Source organism: Agromyces atrinae (genome assembly GCF_013407835.1).
In the GTDB taxonomy this organism is placed as follows: Bacteria; Actinomycetota; Actinomycetes; order Actinomycetales; family Microbacteriaceae; genus Agromyces; species Agromyces atrinae.
Window position 1 is genome coordinate 3136023 of sequence record NZ_JACCBI010000001.1, and the last position, 17807, is coordinate 3153829.

At 68.9% G+C, this 17807-nt stretch carries 15 protein-coding genes; 6 read left to right on the forward strand and 9 right to left on the reverse strand.

All coding sequences use genetic code 11. The annotated features are described in order from the left end of the window. Positions 1-285 precede the first annotated feature (285 nt). The 4 genes from BJ972_RS14500 to BJ972_RS14515 form a co-directional block, all read right to left on the reverse strand. Positions 286-2271, reverse strand: coding sequence for a glycoside hydrolase family 127 protein (locus tag BJ972_RS14500; RefSeq protein ID WP_129176222.1), 1986 nt, complete (start codon positions 2269-2271; stop codon positions 286-288). After that, positions 2268-3086, reverse strand: coding sequence for a carbohydrate ABC transporter permease (locus BJ972_RS14505; protein WP_129176220.1), 819 nt, complete (start codon positions 3084-3086; stop codon positions 2268-2270). The genes BJ972_RS14500 and BJ972_RS14505 overlap by 4 nt, the downstream gene beginning before the upstream one ends. Positions 3087-3088: 2 nt before the next feature. Next, on the reverse strand, positions 3089-4024 hold the full coding sequence (locus BJ972_RS14510) for a carbohydrate ABC transporter permease (protein WP_129176218.1): 936 nt from the start codon (positions 4022-4024) through the stop codon (positions 3089-3091). A gap of 98 nt (positions 4025-4122) precedes the next feature. Further along, on the reverse strand, positions 4123-5400 hold the full coding sequence (locus tag BJ972_RS14515; protein WP_129176215.1) for an ABC transporter substrate-binding protein: 1278 nt from the start codon (positions 5398-5400) through the stop codon (positions 4123-4125). Positions 5401-5659: 259 nt separating this feature from the next. Between BJ972_RS14515 and BJ972_RS14520 the strand changes: the two genes are divergently transcribed. Then, positions 5660-6691: a LacI family DNA-binding transcriptional regulator gene (locus BJ972_RS14520; protein ID WP_129176213.1), complete on the forward strand. Its 1032-nt coding sequence runs from the start codon at positions 5660-5662 to the stop codon at positions 6689-6691. 275 nt (positions 6692-6966) lie between these two features. On the opposite strand, the gene BJ972_RS14525 is transcribed toward BJ972_RS14520, so the two are convergent. Both BJ972_RS14525 and BJ972_RS14530 read right to left on the reverse strand, forming a co-directional pair. Further along, a complete protein-coding gene (locus BJ972_RS14525; RefSeq protein ID WP_129176211.1) occupies positions 6967-7188 on the reverse strand; it encodes a YbdD/YjiX family protein in 222 nt (73 codons plus the stop codon). Continuing rightward, on the reverse strand, positions 7188-9452 hold the full coding sequence (locus BJ972_RS14530; protein WP_129176209.1) for a carbon starvation CstA family protein: 2265 nt from the start codon (positions 9450-9452) through the stop codon (positions 7188-7190). The genes BJ972_RS14525 and BJ972_RS14530 overlap by 1 nt, the downstream gene beginning before the upstream one ends. A gap of 205 nt (positions 9453-9657) precedes the next feature. Between BJ972_RS14530 and BJ972_RS14535 the strand changes: the two genes are divergently transcribed. The 4 genes from BJ972_RS14535 (at position 9658) to BJ972_RS14550 (ending at position 12513) form a co-directional block, all read left to right on the forward strand. Continuing rightward, entirely contained in the window at positions 9658-10443 is a 786-nt protein-coding gene (locus BJ972_RS14535; protein WP_129176207.1) for a transglutaminase-like domain-containing protein, read from the forward strand. Between the two features lie 29 nt (positions 10444-10472). Beyond that, positions 10473-11507, forward strand: coding sequence for a zinc-binding metallopeptidase family protein (locus BJ972_RS14540; RefSeq protein ID WP_129176205.1), 1035 nt, complete (start codon positions 10473-10475; stop codon positions 11505-11507). A gap of 167 nt (positions 11508-11674) precedes the next feature. Next, a complete protein-coding gene (locus BJ972_RS14545) occupies positions 11675-12049 on the forward strand; it encodes an ArsR/SmtB family transcription factor (RefSeq protein ID WP_129176203.1) in 375 nt (124 codons plus the stop codon). After that, positions 12046-12513: an SRPBCC family protein gene (locus BJ972_RS14550; RefSeq protein ID WP_129176201.1), complete on the forward strand. Its 468-nt coding sequence runs from the start codon at positions 12046-12048 to the stop codon at positions 12511-12513. Before BJ972_RS14545 ends, BJ972_RS14550 begins: the two co-directional genes overlap by 4 nt. A gap of 52 nt (positions 12514-12565) precedes the next feature. Here BJ972_RS14550 and BJ972_RS14555 read toward each other — a convergent pair whose 3' ends face one another. Next, positions 12566-13471, reverse strand: a complete 906-nt coding sequence (locus BJ972_RS14555) for an arginase family protein (RefSeq protein ID WP_129176199.1) — start codon at positions 13469-13471, stop codon at positions 12566-12568. Positions 13472-13658: 187 nt separating this feature from the next. Beyond that, positions 13659-15233: an HNH endonuclease signature motif containing protein gene (locus BJ972_RS14560; RefSeq protein WP_179419957.1), complete on the reverse strand. Its 1575-nt coding sequence runs from the start codon at positions 15231-15233 to the stop codon at positions 13659-13661. Positions 15234-15480: 247 nt separating this feature from the next. Here BJ972_RS14560 and BJ972_RS14565 point away from each other — a divergent pair, with 247 nt between their 5' ends. Then, positions 15481-16473, forward strand: a complete 993-nt coding sequence (locus BJ972_RS14565) for an aldo/keto reductase (RefSeq protein WP_129176986.1) — start codon at positions 15481-15483, stop codon at positions 16471-16473. Between the two features lie 118 nt (positions 16474-16591). On the opposite strand, the gene BJ972_RS14570 is transcribed toward BJ972_RS14565, so the two are convergent. Further along, positions 16592-17713 (reverse strand): low temperature requirement protein A, encoded by a 1122-nt coding sequence (locus tag BJ972_RS14570; RefSeq protein WP_164989991.1) that lies wholly within the window; start codon positions 17711-17713, stop codon positions 16592-16594. Positions 17714-17807 lie beyond the last annotated feature (94 nt).

Here is a 17807-nt window from a genome sequence, read left to right on the forward strand (position 1 = left end):
CGCACTCTCACGCGACTCACGTGCCGCATCGATCGTGGATTCCCCGGTCGCATCGGCGCACTTAGCCGACCATATATCGACCTCTCGAGGGAGCAGAGCAGTGCGTGAAACACGCGGTCAACAGGATGAATCGAGTTCGGGTGAGTATCCCCCCTCGTCGACGGTTCCCGCGTTCGGTGAGGGGGCAGTAGATGGGGGAAAGAGTGCCCCATTCACCACACAACTGACCCCTCACCAGCTGCCCGGGAGGGGAGCGGTGAGGGGTCAGGATGACGCGTGCGGCGGTTACGCGGTGCGCAACCAGATGCGCATCGTCGCGGGGCCGCGCTCCGCCCAGCGGTGATACGGCACGAGCGGCACGGCGAGCGGTACGCGTTCGGCGGCGCCGACGTCGGAGCCGTAGGGCCAGTGGCCGTCGGCCGCGGTCTCGAGCGCTCCGTCGAGCACGATGACGTCGCCTTCGATCCGGGGCACCGAGCTCGGGTCGACCACGACGTCGTCGACGTGCGCGCCGGCCGGAAGGTCGACCGACTCGAGGGCGTAGACGAGGGGTCCGCGTTCGACGGCGACCTGACCGTTGACGGCGTCGATGCGTGCGTCGGCCCGCACGATGCGCACGTCGAGGGGCAGGCGCAGCACGATCACGTCGCCCTCGGCGAAGTCGCGCGTGACACTCGCGTATCCCGGTTCGACGGGCGAGGCGACACCGTCGACCTCGAGCGTCGCCCCGGCGGCCCACTCGGGCACGCGCACGGCGATCGTCGCGGCAGCTCCGGGCGCCGAGCGCACCGTGAGAGCGATCTCACCGTCATCCGGGTACCGCGTCGCGAGCTCGACCACGAGACGACCGGCCTCGAGGGGAACGTCGATCACGGCATCCGCGAACTGATGGATCTGCACACCCGACGCGTCGGCCGTGGCGAGGTACCCGCCGAGGGACGCGAACGTGCGGGCGAGGTTGTTCGGGCAGCACGACACGTCGAACCACGCGGCGCGCTGGCTCGAGTCGGCGCGCTTCGACTGCACGTCGGGGTCGGTCGCGGCGCCCGGCGAGCGCCGGTGCAGGGTGTTCGAGTAGAAGAAGGAACGGCCGTCCTCCGACGGCGCCGTCGCGACGATGTTGAAGAGGGTGCGCTCGATGAGGTCGGCGTAGCGAGCCTTGCCCGTCGCGAGCAGCAGCCGCCAGCTGAACATGACCGAGGCGATGCCCGCGCAGCTCTCGCAGTAGGCGCGGTCGCTCGGCAGCACGAAGTCGTCGCCGAAGGCCTCGTCCTGGTGGTGCGAGCCCATGCCGCCCGTGACGTAGGTGCGGCGTGCGACGGTGTTCTCCCACTGCGTCTCGGCGATAGCGAGCAGTTCGGCGTCATCCGTCTCGACCGCGAGATCGACGACGGATGCCGCGAGGTAGAGAGCCCGCACGGCATGCCCGCGCAGCACGGTCGCCTCACGCACGGGGATGTCGTCCTGGTAGTAGGAACGGCCCCACTCGATGTCGGCGAGCACACCGTGCCCGCGCCGCTCGATGAAGAGGCGGGCCTGCTCGCGGTAACGCTCCTCACCCGTCGCGCGGGCGAACTCCATGAGTCCGACCTCGATCTCGGGGTGCCCGCACACCGAACGGATGCCGTCGTCGCCGAACGTGTCGCACACGTGATCGGCGACGCGGCGCGCGAGGGTGACGAGCTCATCGTCATCCCCGTGGGTACGGATGCGCGCGACCGCCGCCTGCAGGAGGTGCCCGTAGTTGTAGAGCTCGTGGCCCCACTCGAGGTCGGTGTAGCGCGCCGCGCCGCCGGGGCGGTCGAAGTTCGTGTTGAGGTAGCCGTCGCTCGCCTGCGCCGCCGCGATGCGGGCGGTGAGAGAACGGATGACGGCCTCGAGCTCATCGCTCGGGTGCGTCGCGTTCTCCCAGCAGTACGCCTCGAGCAGCTTGTACGCCTCGGAGTCGGAGAACTCGCGGCCGTTCCGCGTCGCGCCGTCCTCGCCCGCGGCGACGGCGTCGAAGTTCGCGAGCCAGCCCGCGCGCTCCTGCCAGTCGAGGCAGTGGGTGAGGGTCGCGTCGGCGTTGACACGGGCGCGCAGCCCCCAGAAGCCGGTGTCGGCGAGGCGTGATTCGGTGAGGCCGAGCGGAGTGAGCACTCCCGCGCTCGGTGCGGCCGGGCGGATGTCGCGCGCGGCGGTGATGGTGTTCGGCACGGAGTCCCCCGGGAAATCGTGGTCGGTCGAGAGGTGGGTCGAGGTGCGCGCGCGCGGCGCCGGTGCGAGCGTCATCCCTTCAGCGCTCCCGACATGAACCCCTTGATGTAGTACCGCTGCAGCACGAGGAACAGGAAGATGCACGGCACCGCGAGCACGACGACGCCCGCCTCGGTGACGCCGTAGTCGACGGCGCCCATGGCCTGCTGCCTGAGGTTCGCGACGGCGAGCGGTAGCGGCGCGAGGTTGGCGTCGTTGATGAGGATGAGCGGTGCGATGAAGTCGTTCCACGCGGCGAGGAAGGCGTAGAGGCCGACCGTCACGAGGCCGGGCACGACGCCGGGCAGCAGGATGCGCAGGAGCGCCGTGAACGAGTTGCAGCCGTCGACGAGCGCCGACTCCTCGAGCTCGGCGGGGATCGACTCGAACGAGATGCGCATCATGAACACCGAGAACGGCAGCTGGTACATCGTGAGCACGAGAGCGAGGCCGAAGAGCGAGTTCGTCAGGCCGAGGTTGCCGAGCAGCACGTAGAGCGGTACGAGCACGCTCGCGAACGGCACCATGAGGATCGCGAGCACGGTGAGGAACAGCACGTTCTTGCCCGGGAAGTCGAAGCGCGCGAACGCATATCCGGCGGTGAGCGAGAGCACGAGCGTGAGGAGCACCGTGATCGTCGAGACGATGAGGCTGTTGAGGAAGAACTGCCCGAGGCCCGCACCGTAGTTGAGGAGCGTCAGGTAGTTGCCGAATCCGAACCCGTCGGTCTGGTTCGTCCCGCCCTGCGGCGAGACGGAGGCGACGGCCGCCCAGACGAGCGGGAAGAGGAAGATGATCGACAGTCCGCCGAGCATGACGTTGCGGGGAGTCCGCGAGAGAGACTTCAGCATGACTATTCCTTGTCTCGCAGAGCGCGGAACTGCACGAGGTTGATGACGACGAGGGCGAGGAGCACGACGACCGAGAGGGCCGCAGCCGCGCCGAGGTCGAAGCGCTGGAAGGCCTCGCGGTAGATGAGCTGCACGATGGTGATCGTCGAGTTGTCGGGGCCACCCTTCGTGAGGATGAAGAACTGGTCGAAGGCGAGGAGCGAGCCGGTGACGCAGAGGATGAGCGTGAGCGCGATGCTCGGGCGGAGGAGCGGCAGGGTGATCGACCGGAACGTCTGCCACCGCGACGCACCGTCGATGCGGGCCGCTTCGTAGACGTCGCCCGGGATGCCCTGCAGGCCCACCATGAGCACGAGCATGTAGAAGCCGGTGTACCGCCAGATGATGAGGAACACCGTCGACCAGAGCGCGGCGTCGGGGGTGCCGAGGAACGAGATCGGCTCGTCGATGATGCCGAGCCATTCGAGGATGGGGCTGATCGGCCCGATGTTGGGGCTGTACAGACCCCAGAAGAGCAGAGAGGCGGATGCCAGTCCGAGCGCACTCGGAACGAGGATGGCCGTGCGCACGATGCTGTTCCAGCGCGACTGCTCCTGCACGATGAGGGCGATGCCGAGCGCGAGGGCGAGCATGATGACCGTCACGATCACCGTGTACTTCACGGTGAAGACGATGCTCGGCCAGAGGAGCGGGTTGTCGGCGAGGCCGACGTAGTTCTCGGGGGCGTTGAAGCCCTTGTCGCCGCCGAGCAGGCTCCACTCGCTGAGCGACATCTGGCCGACCGTGAAGAGCGGGATGACGAAGAGGAGGAGCGCGAAGATCGCGGTCGGGGCGGCGTAGGCCCAGCCGGCGAGCTTCCGACGCCGTTGGAAGGCGCTCGGTGCTCGGCGTTGCCGGGTGCGGGCGACCTCGCGGTCGATCGCGGGAGCGGTTGTCATTGTTCTGCTCGCAGTTCGAGGTGTGGCGGCGTGCGCCGGTTCAGCGGAGGGGGTGTGGTCGGGCACGGGTCGCGATGACCCGTGCCCGACCGGAGGTGCTAGCCGCCGAGGACGGCGGTGAGTGCCTCGTTGTCGGCGTCGATCGACGATCCGTCACCGAGCACGGCGTTGCGGAACAGCACGAGCCACGGCCCGTTGGGGTCGTTGAAGGCGGCTCCGAAGTTCAGCGAGTAGGGCGTCTTGCCCTTGCCGGCGACTTCGTTGATGGTCACGACGCGGGGGTCCTTCTCGGAGTACTCGTTGACGGCGAGGTCGGTACGAGCGACGACGTCGTTGTTCTTCGCGAGCACGTCGATCTGGGCCTCGTCGCCGAGCGTCCACTCGAGGAACTTCCACGCGGCGTCGGCGTTCTTGCTCGTCGCCGAGATGCCGATGGCGTCACCGCCGACGAACGTCGACTCGCCTCCGTCGATTCCGGGGATGGGCGCGACGCCGGTGTTCTCGGGCATGGAGCCGAGCATCGTCGACGGCATCGGCATGACGCCGATGGTGCCCTCGGGGAACGGGGCGACCCACGTCGCACCGGTCTCGTCGGGCGTGCCGGGGCCGGCGATGCCGTCGGCCGCGAGGCCGCGGTAGACCGAGTAGAACTCCTTGGCGTCGTCGCTCGCGAGGAGCGACTCGGTGCCCTCGTCGTTCATGACCTCTCCGCCGGCGCCCCAGATCCAGGGGAATCCGGTGAACACCATGCATCCACCGCAGTTGCCGCCGAAGTAGGTGCCGCTGATGTCGCCGCCGAGGGCGTCGACCGCGCGGGCCTGTTCGTCGAACTCGGCGAGGGTTGTCGGCGGCTTCTCGGGGTCGAGGCCCGCCTGGGTGTAGAGGTCCTTGTTGTAGAAGAGCACCGAGAGGTCCATGGTGTGCGGCACGACGTACTTCGCGCCTTCCCACGTGCCGGTCTCGATGTGGGACTGCGCGAGGTCGGCCGCGAAGGGCAGAGCATCGATGCGGTCGGTGATGTCGAGGTAGAGGCCCTGCGACGTGTAGTTCGGGACGAAGACGACGTCGGAGGCGAACAGGTCGGGCAGGCTCTTCGAGCCCGCGGCCGCTCCCACCTTGGCCTGGTAGTCGTCGGTCGGGATGATCGTGAGTTCGATCTGGTCTCCGCCCTTGGCGTTGTACGTGTCGACGAAGGCCTGGCTCTGGATCTGGGTGGCCGCACGCGACCACATGGTGAGCGTCGAGGCTCCGTCGCCGGAGTCCCCTCCGTCACCGGTGTCGCCGCCGCCGCTGCATGCCGAGAGTGCGAGGGCTGCAACTGCGGCGATCGCGAGTCCGCCGACGATCCGCCCGCGGCGCTGTGTGTTTGCGAACATGACTGGGATGTCCTCCTGCTCTTCCTTGAGCCGCCCCACGTGTGGGACGCGGGCGGTTTCTCCGCCCTTCCGACCGCGCATGGGTATCATGGCGGGATGCTGCACTGCAACCTTTTCGGTCAGCAACCGGTGCTGTTTGTCCGTGTTGCCGAAACTTTCCGAAAAGGTTTTCACAAACCATAGAACCGTCGTACACTCGGGGTCAAGCCCAAATCGGTGACGAGTTATCGAAGTGATGCCGAGGGGGACAGGAGGCGGAATGCGAGATTCACACGGAGCGGAACGGGCGAGGCCCGCGACCCTCAAAGACGTCGCCTCCCTCGCCGGCGTCTCGATCGCCACCGTCTCGAAAGCGCTCAACGGGCGCGAGCACGTGCGTGCAGAGACACGGGCGCGCGTGCAGGCCGCGGCCGAGAAGCTGAGCTTTCAGCCGAACGTGCTCGCCAAGGGGCTCCTCGCCGGGCGCACGGGAACCGTGGGCCTTCTCGCGAGCGACCTCGACGGTCGTTTCTCGATCCCCGTCATGATGGGCGCCGAAGACGCGTTCGGCGCGGGCAGCACGTCGGTGTTCCTGTGCGACGCGCGCGGCGACTCCATCCGTGAGCAGCACCACCTGCGAGCTCTGCTCAGCCGGCGTATCGACGGTCTCATCGTCGTCGGCGACACGACGAACCCGCGCGAGACGCTCGGCCGCGACATGCCCGTGCCCGTCGTCTACGCGTACGCGCCCTCGACCGACCCCGAAGACATCTCGGTCGTGAGCGACAACGTGGGAGCGGGGCGCATCGCCGCCGACCACATGCTGGACTGCGGACGCAGCCGCATCGCCTACATCTCGGGCGATGTGAGCTATCACGCCGCTCGCGACCGCGTCGAAGGGGCCACGGCGGCGCTCGCCGCTCGCGGGCTGAACCTCGTCGGCGGCGAGGCCCTCTACGGCGCATGGACCGAGGGATGGGGTCGCGGCGCCGTGCGCACGCTCCTCTCGCGGAACCCCGACCTCGATGGCATCCTCTGCGGAAGCGACCAGATCGCTCGCGGCGCACTCGACGCGCTCCGCGAGGCGGGCCGCGACGTTCCGGGCGACATCGCCGTCATGGGCCACGACAACTGGGAGCAGATCGCCGCGCAATCGCGCCCGCCGCTCTCGACGATCGACATGCGACTCGAAGAGGTCGGGCGTCTCGCGGCCGAACTCCTCTTCACCGCGATCGACGGCGACTACCGCGTCGGCACGCACAGCGTCGCGACGCGCCTCGTCACGCGCGGCTCGACGGCCCTCGCTGGCTGACCCGCCGCGCTCGCGCGGGCTGAGCCGTCGCGCGCTCGCGCTCCCGCCGAGAGGTCAATCCACCCGGGTGTGAGGCGCCCGCAACCCCCGCGAATCGCTCGCTCGACGACGGAGATGCTCTCGCACACTCACGCTCGCGCACACTTCTCTCGCCGAGAGGTCAATCCACCACGGTGTGGCGCGCTCGCGACCCCCACGAATCGCCCTCTCGACCGGCAACGTGCCCTGTCGGAGGCCCTCCGCAAGAGTCGATTCGCGGTCGCCTACGGCACCGCTCAGCAGCAGCGCGAGCCCGGGTTCCGATCCTCCGCCGCGTACCGCTCACGCCAGAACTCGCGCTCGCCGAGCGGCTCCCGATCGGGATGCCGCGAGGCGAGGTGGGCGACGTACGTCGCGTACGCCGTGTCGCCCATGAGGTTCGTGACGTACCACCGGATGCCGGCGATGGCGCGTCGAATCGCGCCACCACCGGCATCCGTCATCGGGGTCCTCGTCATCAGTCGAGCGCGCTCTCCGCGGGCTTCCGGTCGGCGGGGACGGCGGCCCACTGCTTCTCGATCGCCTTCTCGGCGCGCGTCGCGAACATGCCCGACGGTGCGAAGATGCGCGAGGGGACGGCCGCCTCCTCGGCATCCTTCCCGCCGCCCGCGCGGTACGCCTGGATCGTCGTGACGACGGCCATGACGATGACGACGATCGAGAGCGTCACGAAGATGATCGACAGAGTGCCCTGCACCATCGTGTTGCGGACGACCGCCTCCATCGCCTCGACGGATGTCGCTGTGCCGAACGTCGTCTCGCCCGCGGCGAGCGCATCGCGGAAGGCGACGTGGTTGGCCCAGTAGCCGACGGCGGGTACCGGCGAGAGGATCTTGTACATCGACGCGGTGATCGTGACGACGGCGGCGAAGCCGAGCGGCAGGGCGACGACCCAGATGTAGCGGAAGTAGCCCTTCTTCGCGACGATCGCGAGACACACCGACAGGGCGATGGCCGCGAGCAGCTGGTTCGCGATGCCGAACAGCGGGAAGAACGTGTTGATGCCGCCGAGTGGATCGGTGACGCCGAGGATGAGGATCGCGCCCCAGCCCGCGACCATCACGGCCGTGCAGATCCACACTCCGGGCTTCCAGCTCGTGTCCTTGAACTTCGGGGCGATGTTGCCGATCGAGTCCTGCAGCATGAAGCGCGCGACGCGCGTTCCGGCGTCGACGGCGGTGAGGATGAAGAGCGCCTCGAACATGATCGCGAAGTGGTACCAGAAGCCCATCATCGCGGCCCCGCCGAAGAGCCCCTGCATGATGTTCGCGAGGCCGAGAGCCAGGGTCGGCGCGCCGCCCGTGCGCGAGATGATGCTCTCCTCGCCGACGGCGGCCGCGGTCGACGACAGCATGTCGGGCGTGAGGTTCACTCCCGCGAGGCCGAGCCCGTTGACGAAGGCGACGGCGCCCTCGATCGTGCCCCCGGTCGCGGCGGCCGACGAGTTCATGGCGAAGTAGATGCCGCGGTCGAGCGAGATCGCGGCGACGAGTGCCATGATCGCGACGAACGACTCCATGAGCATGCCGCCGTAGCCGATGAAGCGTGTCTGGCGCTCCTTCATGACCATCTTCGGTGTCGTCCCTGACGCGATGAGCGCATGGAACCCCGAGAGGGCGCCGCACGCGATCGTGACGAAGAGGAAGGGGAAGATCGGCCCCGAGAACACCGGCCCCAGTTCACCGCCGGCGAACTCGCTGAAGGCGGGAACCGTGATCTGCGGCTGCACGATGACGATCGCACCGGCGAGCATCGCGATGACGCCGATCTTCATGAACGTCGACAGGTAGTCGCGCGGGGCGAGCAGCACCCAGACGGGGAGCACCGCGGCGACGAAGCCGTAGATGATGATGCCCCACGCGATCGTCGTGCGGTCGAGGTGGAAGGCCGCGTAGCCCCACTCGGTGTCGGCGACCATGCCGCCGCCGACGATCGCCGCGATGAGCAGGATGAACCCGATGATCGAGATCTCGGTGATCTTGCCCGGCCGGATCCAGCGGAGGTACGCACCCATGAAGAGCGCGATGGGGATCGTCATCGAGACGCTGAAGACGCCCCACGGGCTCTCGCCGAGGGCGTTGACCACGACGAGCGCGAGGATCGCGACGATGATGATCATGATGAGGAGGGCCGCGATGATCGCCGCCGTCCCGCCGATGCGCCCGAGCTCGTCGCGCGCCATCTGGCCGATCGAGCGGCCGCCGCGGCGCATCGAGAAGAACAGGACGAGGTAGTCCTGCACGGCTCCGGCGAAGATGACGCCGACGATGATCCAGATCGTGCCCGGCAGGTAGCCCATCTGGGCGGCGAGCACGGGCCCGACGAGCGGACCGGCGCCGGCGATCGCGGCGAAGTGGTGGCCGTAGGCGACGCGACGGTCGGTCGGCACGAAGTCGGTGCCGTCGGACTTCGACTCGGCGGGGGTCGCCCGCTTGTCGTCGGGGCGGATGAGGTGCTTCTCGATGTACTTCGAGTAGAAGCGGTAGCCGATGAGGTAGGTGCAGACCGCGGCGAACACGAACCAGATCGCGTTGATGGTCTCACCGCGGACGATCGCGAGCATCGTCCACGCGACGCCGCCGAGCAGCGCGATCGCGACCCAGATGACGACCTTGAGCGGCGTCCAGCGCCTCTCGCGTTCGAGTTCGGCCTCGGGAACGGCGACCGGTGGGAGGTCGCCTCCCGCTCCTGGTCGGCTGGTCGCTGTGTGTGATGAGCTCATGGCTACTCCCGGTTCGCATCGTTGCGCGGCCGAGCCTAGGGTCGGGCCGCCGAGCGCGGCAGTCGTCGTGCGGTGAGCGGTCGCGGCGGCGCGACGAACGGGCGAGCGGGCGGATGACGCGGGCGGCGGTCGTCGGTCGGGGAACCCGCGTGCTAGGTTCCGAGCATCCCCCGCTCGCGAACGTCACCCGGACGAAGGTCACTTCATGCTGCGTACCGTCTCGGCCCACCTCGAACTCACCGTCTTCGAGCCCGCTCACCTCGCGTTCTCGGTCGCCGTCGCGCCGGCGGGTGCGCGCGAGTCGATGCTGATCACGTTCGACGGCACACCGATCGAGTCGATCGAGCGGGATGACGCGGGCAACCGTCTGCACACCCTCGACGTACCCGCGGGGCGCGTCATCCTCGACTACTCGGCGGAGTTCGCCGGCCGCGCGCCCGCTCCCGTCGTCGACGAGGTCGAGTTGCTGCGGTACCTCCGCCCGAGCCGTTACTGCGAGTCGGACGCCCTCGCGCCGACCGCGCGCGCCGAGTTCGGCGGGCTGAAGGGTGCCGACGTCCTCGCCGCCGTGAGTTCCTGGGTCGGTCAGAAGCTCGCCTACGTTCCCGGGTCGTCGCTGCCGACGGATGGCGCGGTGCGCACGCTGCTCTCCCGACAGGGCGTGTGCCGCGATTACGCCCACCTCGTCATCGCGCTGCTGCGTGCGCTCGACGTGCCCGCGCGACTCGTCGCGGTCTACGCGCCGGGGCTCGACCCCATGGACTTCCACGCGGTCGCCGAGGCGTACGTCGAGGGCGCGTGGCACGTCGTCGATGCGACGCTGCTCGCACCGCGTGCGTCTCTGCTCCGTATCTCGACGGGTCGCGACGCCGCCGACACGGCGTTCCTGTCGAGCTTCCACGGCGCGCTCACGCTCGACGGCATCTCGGTCGGAGCCGTGGTCGACGCACTCCCCGGAGACGATCCTCGCGATCTTGCCGTGATCGGCTGAAACACGCGACCCACGCACTAGCCTGAGGCGTGCGCATCTTCGCTTGTCCCGGCTGTTCCCGTGTCGTCTACTACGACAACCTCTCGTGCCTCGCGTGCGGAACCGAACTCGCCTACGACCGCGAGAACGTCGCACTCGTCGCCGTCGTGGGCGAGCGCTACCGCGCGGCGGGCGGAGTGCGGCGCCGCTGCATGAACACGATCGCCGGTTGCAATTGGCTGACCGCCGACGACGAGGCATCCGAGTGCTTCTCGTGCCTGCTCACCCGCTCGCGCCCCGTCGAGGGCGAGCAGAATATCTTCGACTGGCTCGCGGAGACATCGCACGCCAAGCGCTGGCTCATCTTCCAGCTCGACGAGCTGGGGCTTCCGATCGTGAGTCATCGCGACAAGCCGAACGGCGGCCTGGCCTTCGACCTCGATGCGACGACCGACGACCACCGCGTCATGATCGGCCACATGAACGGGGTCATCACGATCGACCTCTCGGAGGCGCAGGACTCCCATCGCGAGGCGCTTCGCGTGCTGCTCGGCGAGGCGTACCGCACGATGCTCGGGCACTTCCGCCACGAGATCGGTCACTACTACTGGATGACGCTCGTCGCCTCCGATCCCGCGCGACTCGAGGCTTTCCGCGAGCGGTTCGGCGACGAGCGGCAGGACTACGGTCAGGCACTCACCGCCCACTACTCGGGCGGCGTCGCGGCGTGGCAGCACGACCACATCTCGCAGTATGCGACGACTCACCCGTGGGAGGACTTCGCCGAGACCTTCGCGCACTACCTGCACATCTGCGGAACGCTGCAGTCGGCCGGGGCCTTCGGCCTGTCGATGGCGGGGCCAGGCGAGGAGCTCGGAGCACGCGGCTCGCTCACCTCGCACCCGACGCTCACGCCGCAGAGCGCGGCATCGGTACGCGACATCCTCGCCGAATGGCAGCCCCTCGCCCTCGCGCTCAATCTCGTGAACCGCTCGCTCGGCAAGGGCGACCTGTACCCCTTCACGATCGCCGACCCCGTCGTCGAGAAGCTCGAGTACGTGCACCGCCTGGTGTCGGGTCGCTGACTTACCAGCTCCATCCGGGGGAGTGCCGTTCGTGCGGTGGAGTGCGTCTCGCGCGGCACTCGGGCGCACGAGCGGCACTCCCGCGGGCGGCGGGGCGCACCCTTGACGGATGACGCGGGCGGGCGTAGCTTGTAATCAACCAGTCGGTTGATTAAGGACGTGACGCGGTGAGCGACGAACTCGAGGCGCACCTCGACCGGGCGTTCCTCGCCCTGGCCGACCCGACGCGCCGCGCGATCGTCGCACGTCTCAGTCGTGGCGAAGCGACGGTCAACGAACTCGCCGAGCCCTTCGAGATGAGCAAGCAGGCGGTGTCGAAGCACATCCAGGTGCTCGAGCTCGCCGGTCTCGTCACTCGCACGCGCGACGCCCAACGCCGCCCCGTTCACCTCGACGCCGTCGCGCTCGAGCGACTCACGGAATGGATCGACCGCTACCGCCTCATCCACGAGCGGCAATTCCGCTCACTCGATCGGCTCCTCGCCGGTCACGACACCGACCGGCCCCGCGCCGATCACGACACGAGAGAAGAAGAGAAATGAGCAACGCACTGACCATCACGGCACCGGAAGGCGTGCCGTTCATCGACTACGTGCGCGACTTCGATGCACCTGTCGCCGCCGTCTTCCAGGCACACGCCGACCCCGAGCTCGTGAAGAAGTGGCTCGGGCCGAACGGATACGAGATGGAGATCGCGGAGTGGAACCTCGTCGACGGCGGGGGGTACTCCTACGTGCACCGCGTCGGCGACGAGGCCTACGCGTTCCGCGGCGTCTTCCACTCCGTGCGCGAGAACGACCTCATCATCCAGACCTTCGAGTACGCGGGCTTCGCCGACGTCGTCAGCATCGAATCGATGACCTTCGAAGACCTCGGCGATGGTCGTACGCGCCTGCACGGCCACGCCGTCTACCCCACGCAGGAGGCACGCGACGGCATGGTGCAGTCCGGCATGGAGACCGGGATGTCGGAGGGATACGACCGCCTCGAAGAACTCGTGCGCTGATCAGGTGCCGCTCCGCCGAGTCATCCGGTCACGGCACGCGACACGGCGGGACTCACCGTTCGGCACCGAGACGGGCGAACCCCTCGGCGATGACGCGCGCGACGGTGCGCGCGTGCTCGCCGTCGGGGTCGAGGTCGGGATCGAAGATCGTCACGTCGGCCCCGATGGCGCACGGCGCGAGCAGTGCAAGGAGTTCGATCAGCTGGTCGGGTGAGAGTCCGCCCGGGTCGGGACTGTCGACGGCCGGCATCCACCGAGCGTCGAGGATGTCGATGTCGAGGTGCAGCCAGTAGCCGTCGAGCTCCTCGCGGTCGACGATCGCGGTGATGCGCTCGGCGACGGTCGCCGCGCCGCCGGAGATCACGTCGCTCGCGGGCACGACAGCGGCGATCTCGCGACGCATCTCGTCGAGGAAGACGTCGTCGTCGCGGCATCCCACCTGAACGGCATCGGCGGGCGCGACGAGCGGCGCGAGCCCGTCGACGTCGCTGATCACCGGATCGTGGTGGCCGGTGACGGCGGCCAGCGCTTCGCCGCCGAGCGTCGTCGGCTCGGGGTCGTTGCCCGCGTGACGGAAGTCGCCGTGCCCGTCGAGGTAGACGAGGCCGAATCGCCCGTGGCGGCGGAGAGCGAGTGCCGCACCGACGAGCAGCGAGCAGTCGCCGCCGAGCACGAGCGGTGCGTGGCCGGCGTCGAGCACGAGGTCGACGCGTTCGGCAAGGGCACGCGTGTGCCGCAGGATCGCCGCCTCGTTGCGCAGCACATCGTTCGGCAGGACGTCGGGTTCGTAGCGGCCCGGCAGCACGACGCCGAACTCGCGAGCGCCGCGCGACGCGAGCACGCTGTGGAGACCCACCTCGCGGAGTGCCTCGGGAGCCTTCGAGGTGCCCGGAACCGTGCCGGGCGCGGGCGGACGCAACCCGAGGTTCGTCGGGGCGGAGACGATTCCGATCTGCATGCGCCCCAGTGTGCCGCCCACGACTGACATGCCTCGCGGAATCCCCGCCTTCTCGCATCTGCCATCTCACGCCCGCTTTTCCCCGCCGCCGTCGCGCCCACCTCGTTTCGGCGTCACGAATGTGCTGTTCGGCGGGTGCGGAGGGCACTTTCGTGACGCCGAGACGGATGTCTCAGAGGGCGCGGGGTTATTCGTGTTGTCGGCGGAGTTGTGCGGTGCGTCGGGTGGGTGAGTGTGTGGTGGCCCGCCAGACGGGGTCGCCGAGCCAGGGTGGGGGTTTCACGTGGGGTGCTCCGCTGATCATGCGGATCTCCCATCCGGAGGTGTCGATGGTGCGGTGGTGGAACCAACACAGGAGCACCCCGTTGTCGACGTGGGTGGGGCCGCCGGCCCACCAGGGGGTGACGTGGTGGGCTTCGGTTGCGGCGGCGGGGATGGGGCAGCCGGGGATGATGCATCCGCCGTCGCGTGCGGCGAGGGCGCGGCGTTGCGCACGGGTGAAGGTGCGTTGCTCGGTGCCGAGCCGGTGAATGCCGCCGGCCGGGGTGAGTTCCAGGGTGTGGGCACCGTTGGCGCAGGCGTGTTGCCGGATCGCAGACATCGGGATCGGCACGTCCACACCGTCGATGTGTCCGACCCCGGTACCGGTGAGGAAGTCGTCGGTGAGGGTTGTGACGAGGATCGTCGCGGACGCCCCGCCCAGCGTGGGGAGTTCGTCGGCACGCCCGGCGATGTCGAACACGGTGGCGAGGGCGTCGTGTTGGCGTTGCGCCCGGGTACGCGGGTCACGGATACCGTCGGTATCGACGCTGACACCGAACCGTGCATCCATGTCTGCACCCGCACCCGCACTCGCCGAATCACCCGCACTCGCACCGGCACCGCCGCCCGCGTGAACACCACCGTCTGAGTTCGCGTCCGCGTCCGCCGAGCCACGTCCGGGCAGGGCTTCGGGGAGGTTTCCGGCTTGGCGGGGGTTGCAGAGTGCGTCGAACACGCGTTGTACCTGTCCGGCGACTTCGGGGGCGAGGAGCCCGGCGATCGGCACCCACCCGCCCCGTGCCGGCAGCAGGCGGACGTGGCGGGCTTCGAAGTCCCGCTCGGACGGTTCGGCCCCGTCAGGGTTCAACACCTCGACCCACGTCGCGGCCTGCAGTTTCGTCTCCGCATGCATCACCGGGGGCAACGCCGCCACATCCGGGGCGGGCGCCGTTCCGGTCGCCGCGCAGACGAGTTCGTGCTCGGCCGCCCGCAACCCGCCGAGCATGTCCGTCGGCGTGCCCCGACCCGCGACCGTCAACGCGGTCGTGATCGTCTGCGCCGCATCCCACCCCAACCGGCCCGACACCAGTCCCTCACGAACCGCGTCGAACGCGGCCGGCAACGGCGCCCCCGTGAACCCGGTGCAGCGGTGCACCCGGGCTCCGAGCCGCAACCGGGCCCGCGCCGTCACCGACGACACCCGCGTCACCCGCTCGACCAACTCCGCCGCACTCCCACACCCCCGGCGATGCGCGAGCGATTCCGTGCCCAGTTCAGGGCGTGCCCGGTCACCGACCTCGGCCGCCACCAACACCCGCAACGCATCGACCGCGCGCCCGAGAGTCTCGGCACGACCGAGCAACCCGAGCAGGGCGTCATCCGACACCATCGCCGCAGACGAATCGACCCCACGCAGCAGCCCGGTCACCGCATCGGCGATCGAGTCCGTCAGATCGAGTACATCATCCACAACACCCAACATAGAAGTGACCACCGACACTCACCCCGACACCACCGACACCAGCGAAAGCGCTGAGGAGAACACCCCCGAACGACACGATGGGGAGGAGGAGAGAGGAGCCAGAAGAGAGGAGTCGGAGAAAGGGTCGCGGCGGGAGACGAAGCCGACGTCGTATGAGGACCCGCGGAGAAGTGAGTCGTCGAACGTCGTCAGCGAAGAACAGGAGCGGGGCTTAGAGGCGACGCGATCAGGCACCGTGTCAGACGCTCCCCGTAGGCTGCATCCCATGCAGACACGCACTCTCGGCCGCACCGGCCGCTCGGTATCCGTCATCGGTCTCGGCACGTGGCAGCTCGGCGCCGATTGGGGCGTCGTCGCCGATTCCGACGCACTCGCGGTGCTCGACGCGGCCGCTGCAGCGGGCGTCACCTTCTTCGACACGGCGGATGTCTATGGCGACGGCCGCAGCGAGACCACGATCGGTCGCTGGCTGGCGTCGAACCCCGGTGCCGGCGTGACCGTGGCGACCAAACTGGGTCGCCGCCTCGACCAGGTTCCCGAGAACTACTCGGCGGCGAACTTCCGTGCCTGGATCGATCGCTCGCGCGCGAACCTCGGCGTCGACACCGTCGACCTCGTGCAGTTGCACTGCCCGCCGACCTCCGTCTACTCGAACGACCGTGTCTTCGACGACCTCGATGCCCTCGTCGACGACGGGTCGATCGCGGCCTACGGCGTGAGCGTCGAGACAGTCGACGAGGCCCTGACGGCGATCGCTCGTCCGGGAGTCGCGAGCGTGCAGATCATCCTCAACGCCTTCCGGCTGAAGCCGCTCGACGCCGTGCTGCCCGCCGCGATCGACGCGGGTGTCGGCATCATCGCGCGTGTGCCTCTCGCGAGCGGACTGCTCTCCGGCCGCTACTCGGTCGACACGACCTTCGCAGCCAACGACCACCGCACGTACAACCGATCGGGCGAGGCGTTCGACGTCGGCGAGACGTTCTCGGGCGTCGACTTCGAGACCGGCGTGCGCGCCGCGCAGCAGTTCGCCGAGATCGCTCGAGAGTTCGGCCCCGACGGCGCAACGACGTCGCAGGTCGCCCTCGCCTGGATCGCGCGCCAGCCCGGTGTGTCGACCGTCATCCCTGGTGCCCGCAGCGTCGATCAGGCGACCGCCAACGCAGCCGCCGGCTCGATCGAGCTCGCCGACGGCATCGATGACGCCGTGCGCGATCTCTACGACCGCGACTTCCGGGCGGCCATCCACCCGCGCTGGTAAGAGGAGTACCTGCGCCGGGAGACGCGGTCGAGAGACCATCTGCGCTGGGAGAACGAGCACCCACGGCCGCCAGTCGCGTTCGAGCAACCGCCCGCGCGAGGAGAGACCCCCGCCCGCGTCATCCGCCCGATCGATGCCCCGACCGCACCCGCACGATCGTCTCGGCCGCAGCCACCGCGACGAGCACGGCCGTCGCCGAGAGCCCCAGCGCGATCGGCGTCATCGTGGGCGAGGCGGCGGCGAGTATCCCGAGCGCCAGGATGCCGGCGAGGTACGTCACGAGCCAGCGGTGCTGCAACACGCGGCGGAAGAGCAGGGTGCCGATGAGGAACAGCGCCGGCCCTCCGAGCACCGCGACGACCGTCGAGGGGCTCTGCTCGAGAGGGTGCGAGAGCAGTTCCTTGTCGGCGACGCTCGTGAGCACGATGCCCGCGATGACCGGGAGGTGCACGTAGGTGTAGGCGAGTCGGGCGAGGCGGCCGGGGGAGTCGGACTTCTCGATGATCTCCGAGCCGAGGCGTTCGCCGCGATCGAAGTAGATCCACCACATCGCGGCCGCCGCGACGAAGGCGCCGAAGAGTGCGAGCACCGCCTCGACCGAGATCTCGAGCTCGACGAAGGTGAAACCGGTGACGAGCAGCCCCTCGCCGATGGCGATGAGCACGAAGAGCGCGGCGCGCTCGGCGATGTGGGCGCCCGACAACTCGTCGTCGGCGCGGTCGCTCGCGACGCCGGGAACGGGGAAGCCGAGGCTCGATCCCAGGTACTCGACGGTGAGCGCCACGCCCCAGAACGGCAGTTGCCACTCGAGCGGCAGGAGCGCGCCGCCGATCCAGAACGTGCTCGCGACGATCGTCCACACGAGGATGCGCACGAATCGCCGAGCGAGTGTGCGGTCGTGCCGCCACGTGGCGAGGATGACGAAGACCACCCGGCCGAGCTGCAGCGCGACGTACGCGATCGCGAAGATCCAGGCGCGCTCACCGAACGAATCGGCGATCGAGACGCTCAGCATCAGTGCGATGAGCGCGAGACCGATCACGGCGCCGCGCACGGGCAGCTTCACCGGATCGAGATAGTTCGTCACCCACGTCGTCGACACCCAGGCCCACCAGAGTGCGAGCACCATGATCGCGCCCTCGAAGGCGCCGAGAGGCGTCTGATTCTCATAGAGGTACGCCGACAACTGCGTCAGCGCGAAGACGAACACGAGGTCGAAGAAGAGCTCGATGAAGCTCACACGATCGGTGCGTGGAGAGTCGTCGGGGCGCCTAACATCGCGCCGCAATCCGAAGGGCATGGCTCATGATGCCACGCGCAGCTTCGCCTCAGTT

What these genes read in the sequence shown, in the direction of transcription:
- BJ972_RS14500 (WP_129176222.1), bottom strand. Translation starts at nt 2,271, where the DNA reads ATGACGCTCGCACCGGCGCCGCGCGCGCGCACCTCGACCCACCTCTCG.
- BJ972_RS14505 (WP_129176220.1), bottom strand. Translation starts at nt 3,086, where the DNA reads ATGCTGAAGTCTCTCTCGCGGACTCCCCGCAACGTCATGCTCGGCGGA.
- BJ972_RS14510 (WP_129176218.1), bottom strand. Translation starts at nt 4,024, where the DNA reads ATGACAACCGCTCCCGCGATCGACCGCGAGGTCGCCCGCACCCGGCAA.
- BJ972_RS14515 (WP_129176215.1), bottom strand. Translation starts at nt 5,400, where the DNA reads ATGTTCGCAAACACACAGCGCCGCGGGCGGATCGTCGGCGGACTCGCG.
- BJ972_RS14520 (WP_129176213.1), top strand. Translation starts at nt 5,660, where the DNA reads ATGCGAGATTCACACGGAGCGGAACGGGCGAGGCCCGCGACCCTCAAA.
- BJ972_RS14525 (WP_129176211.1), bottom strand. Translation starts at nt 7,188, where the DNA reads ATGACGAGGACCCCGATGACGGATGCCGGTGGTGGCGCGATTCGACGC.
- BJ972_RS14530 (WP_129176209.1), bottom strand. Translation starts at nt 9,452, where the DNA reads ATGAGCTCATCACACACAGCGACCAGCCGACCAGGAGCGGGAGGCGAC.
- BJ972_RS14535 (WP_129176207.1), top strand. Translation starts at nt 9,658, where the DNA reads ATGCTGCGTACCGTCTCGGCCCACCTCGAACTCACCGTCTTCGAGCCC.
- BJ972_RS14550 (WP_129176201.1), top strand. Translation starts at nt 12,046, where the DNA reads ATGAGCAACGCACTGACCATCACGGCACCGGAAGGCGTGCCGTTCATC.
- BJ972_RS14555 (WP_129176199.1), bottom strand. Translation starts at nt 13,471, where the DNA reads ATGCAGATCGGAATCGTCTCCGCCCCGACGAACCTCGGGTTGCGTCCG.
- BJ972_RS14565 (WP_129176986.1), top strand. Translation starts at nt 15,481, where the DNA reads ATGCAGACACGCACTCTCGGCCGCACCGGCCGCTCGGTATCCGTCATC.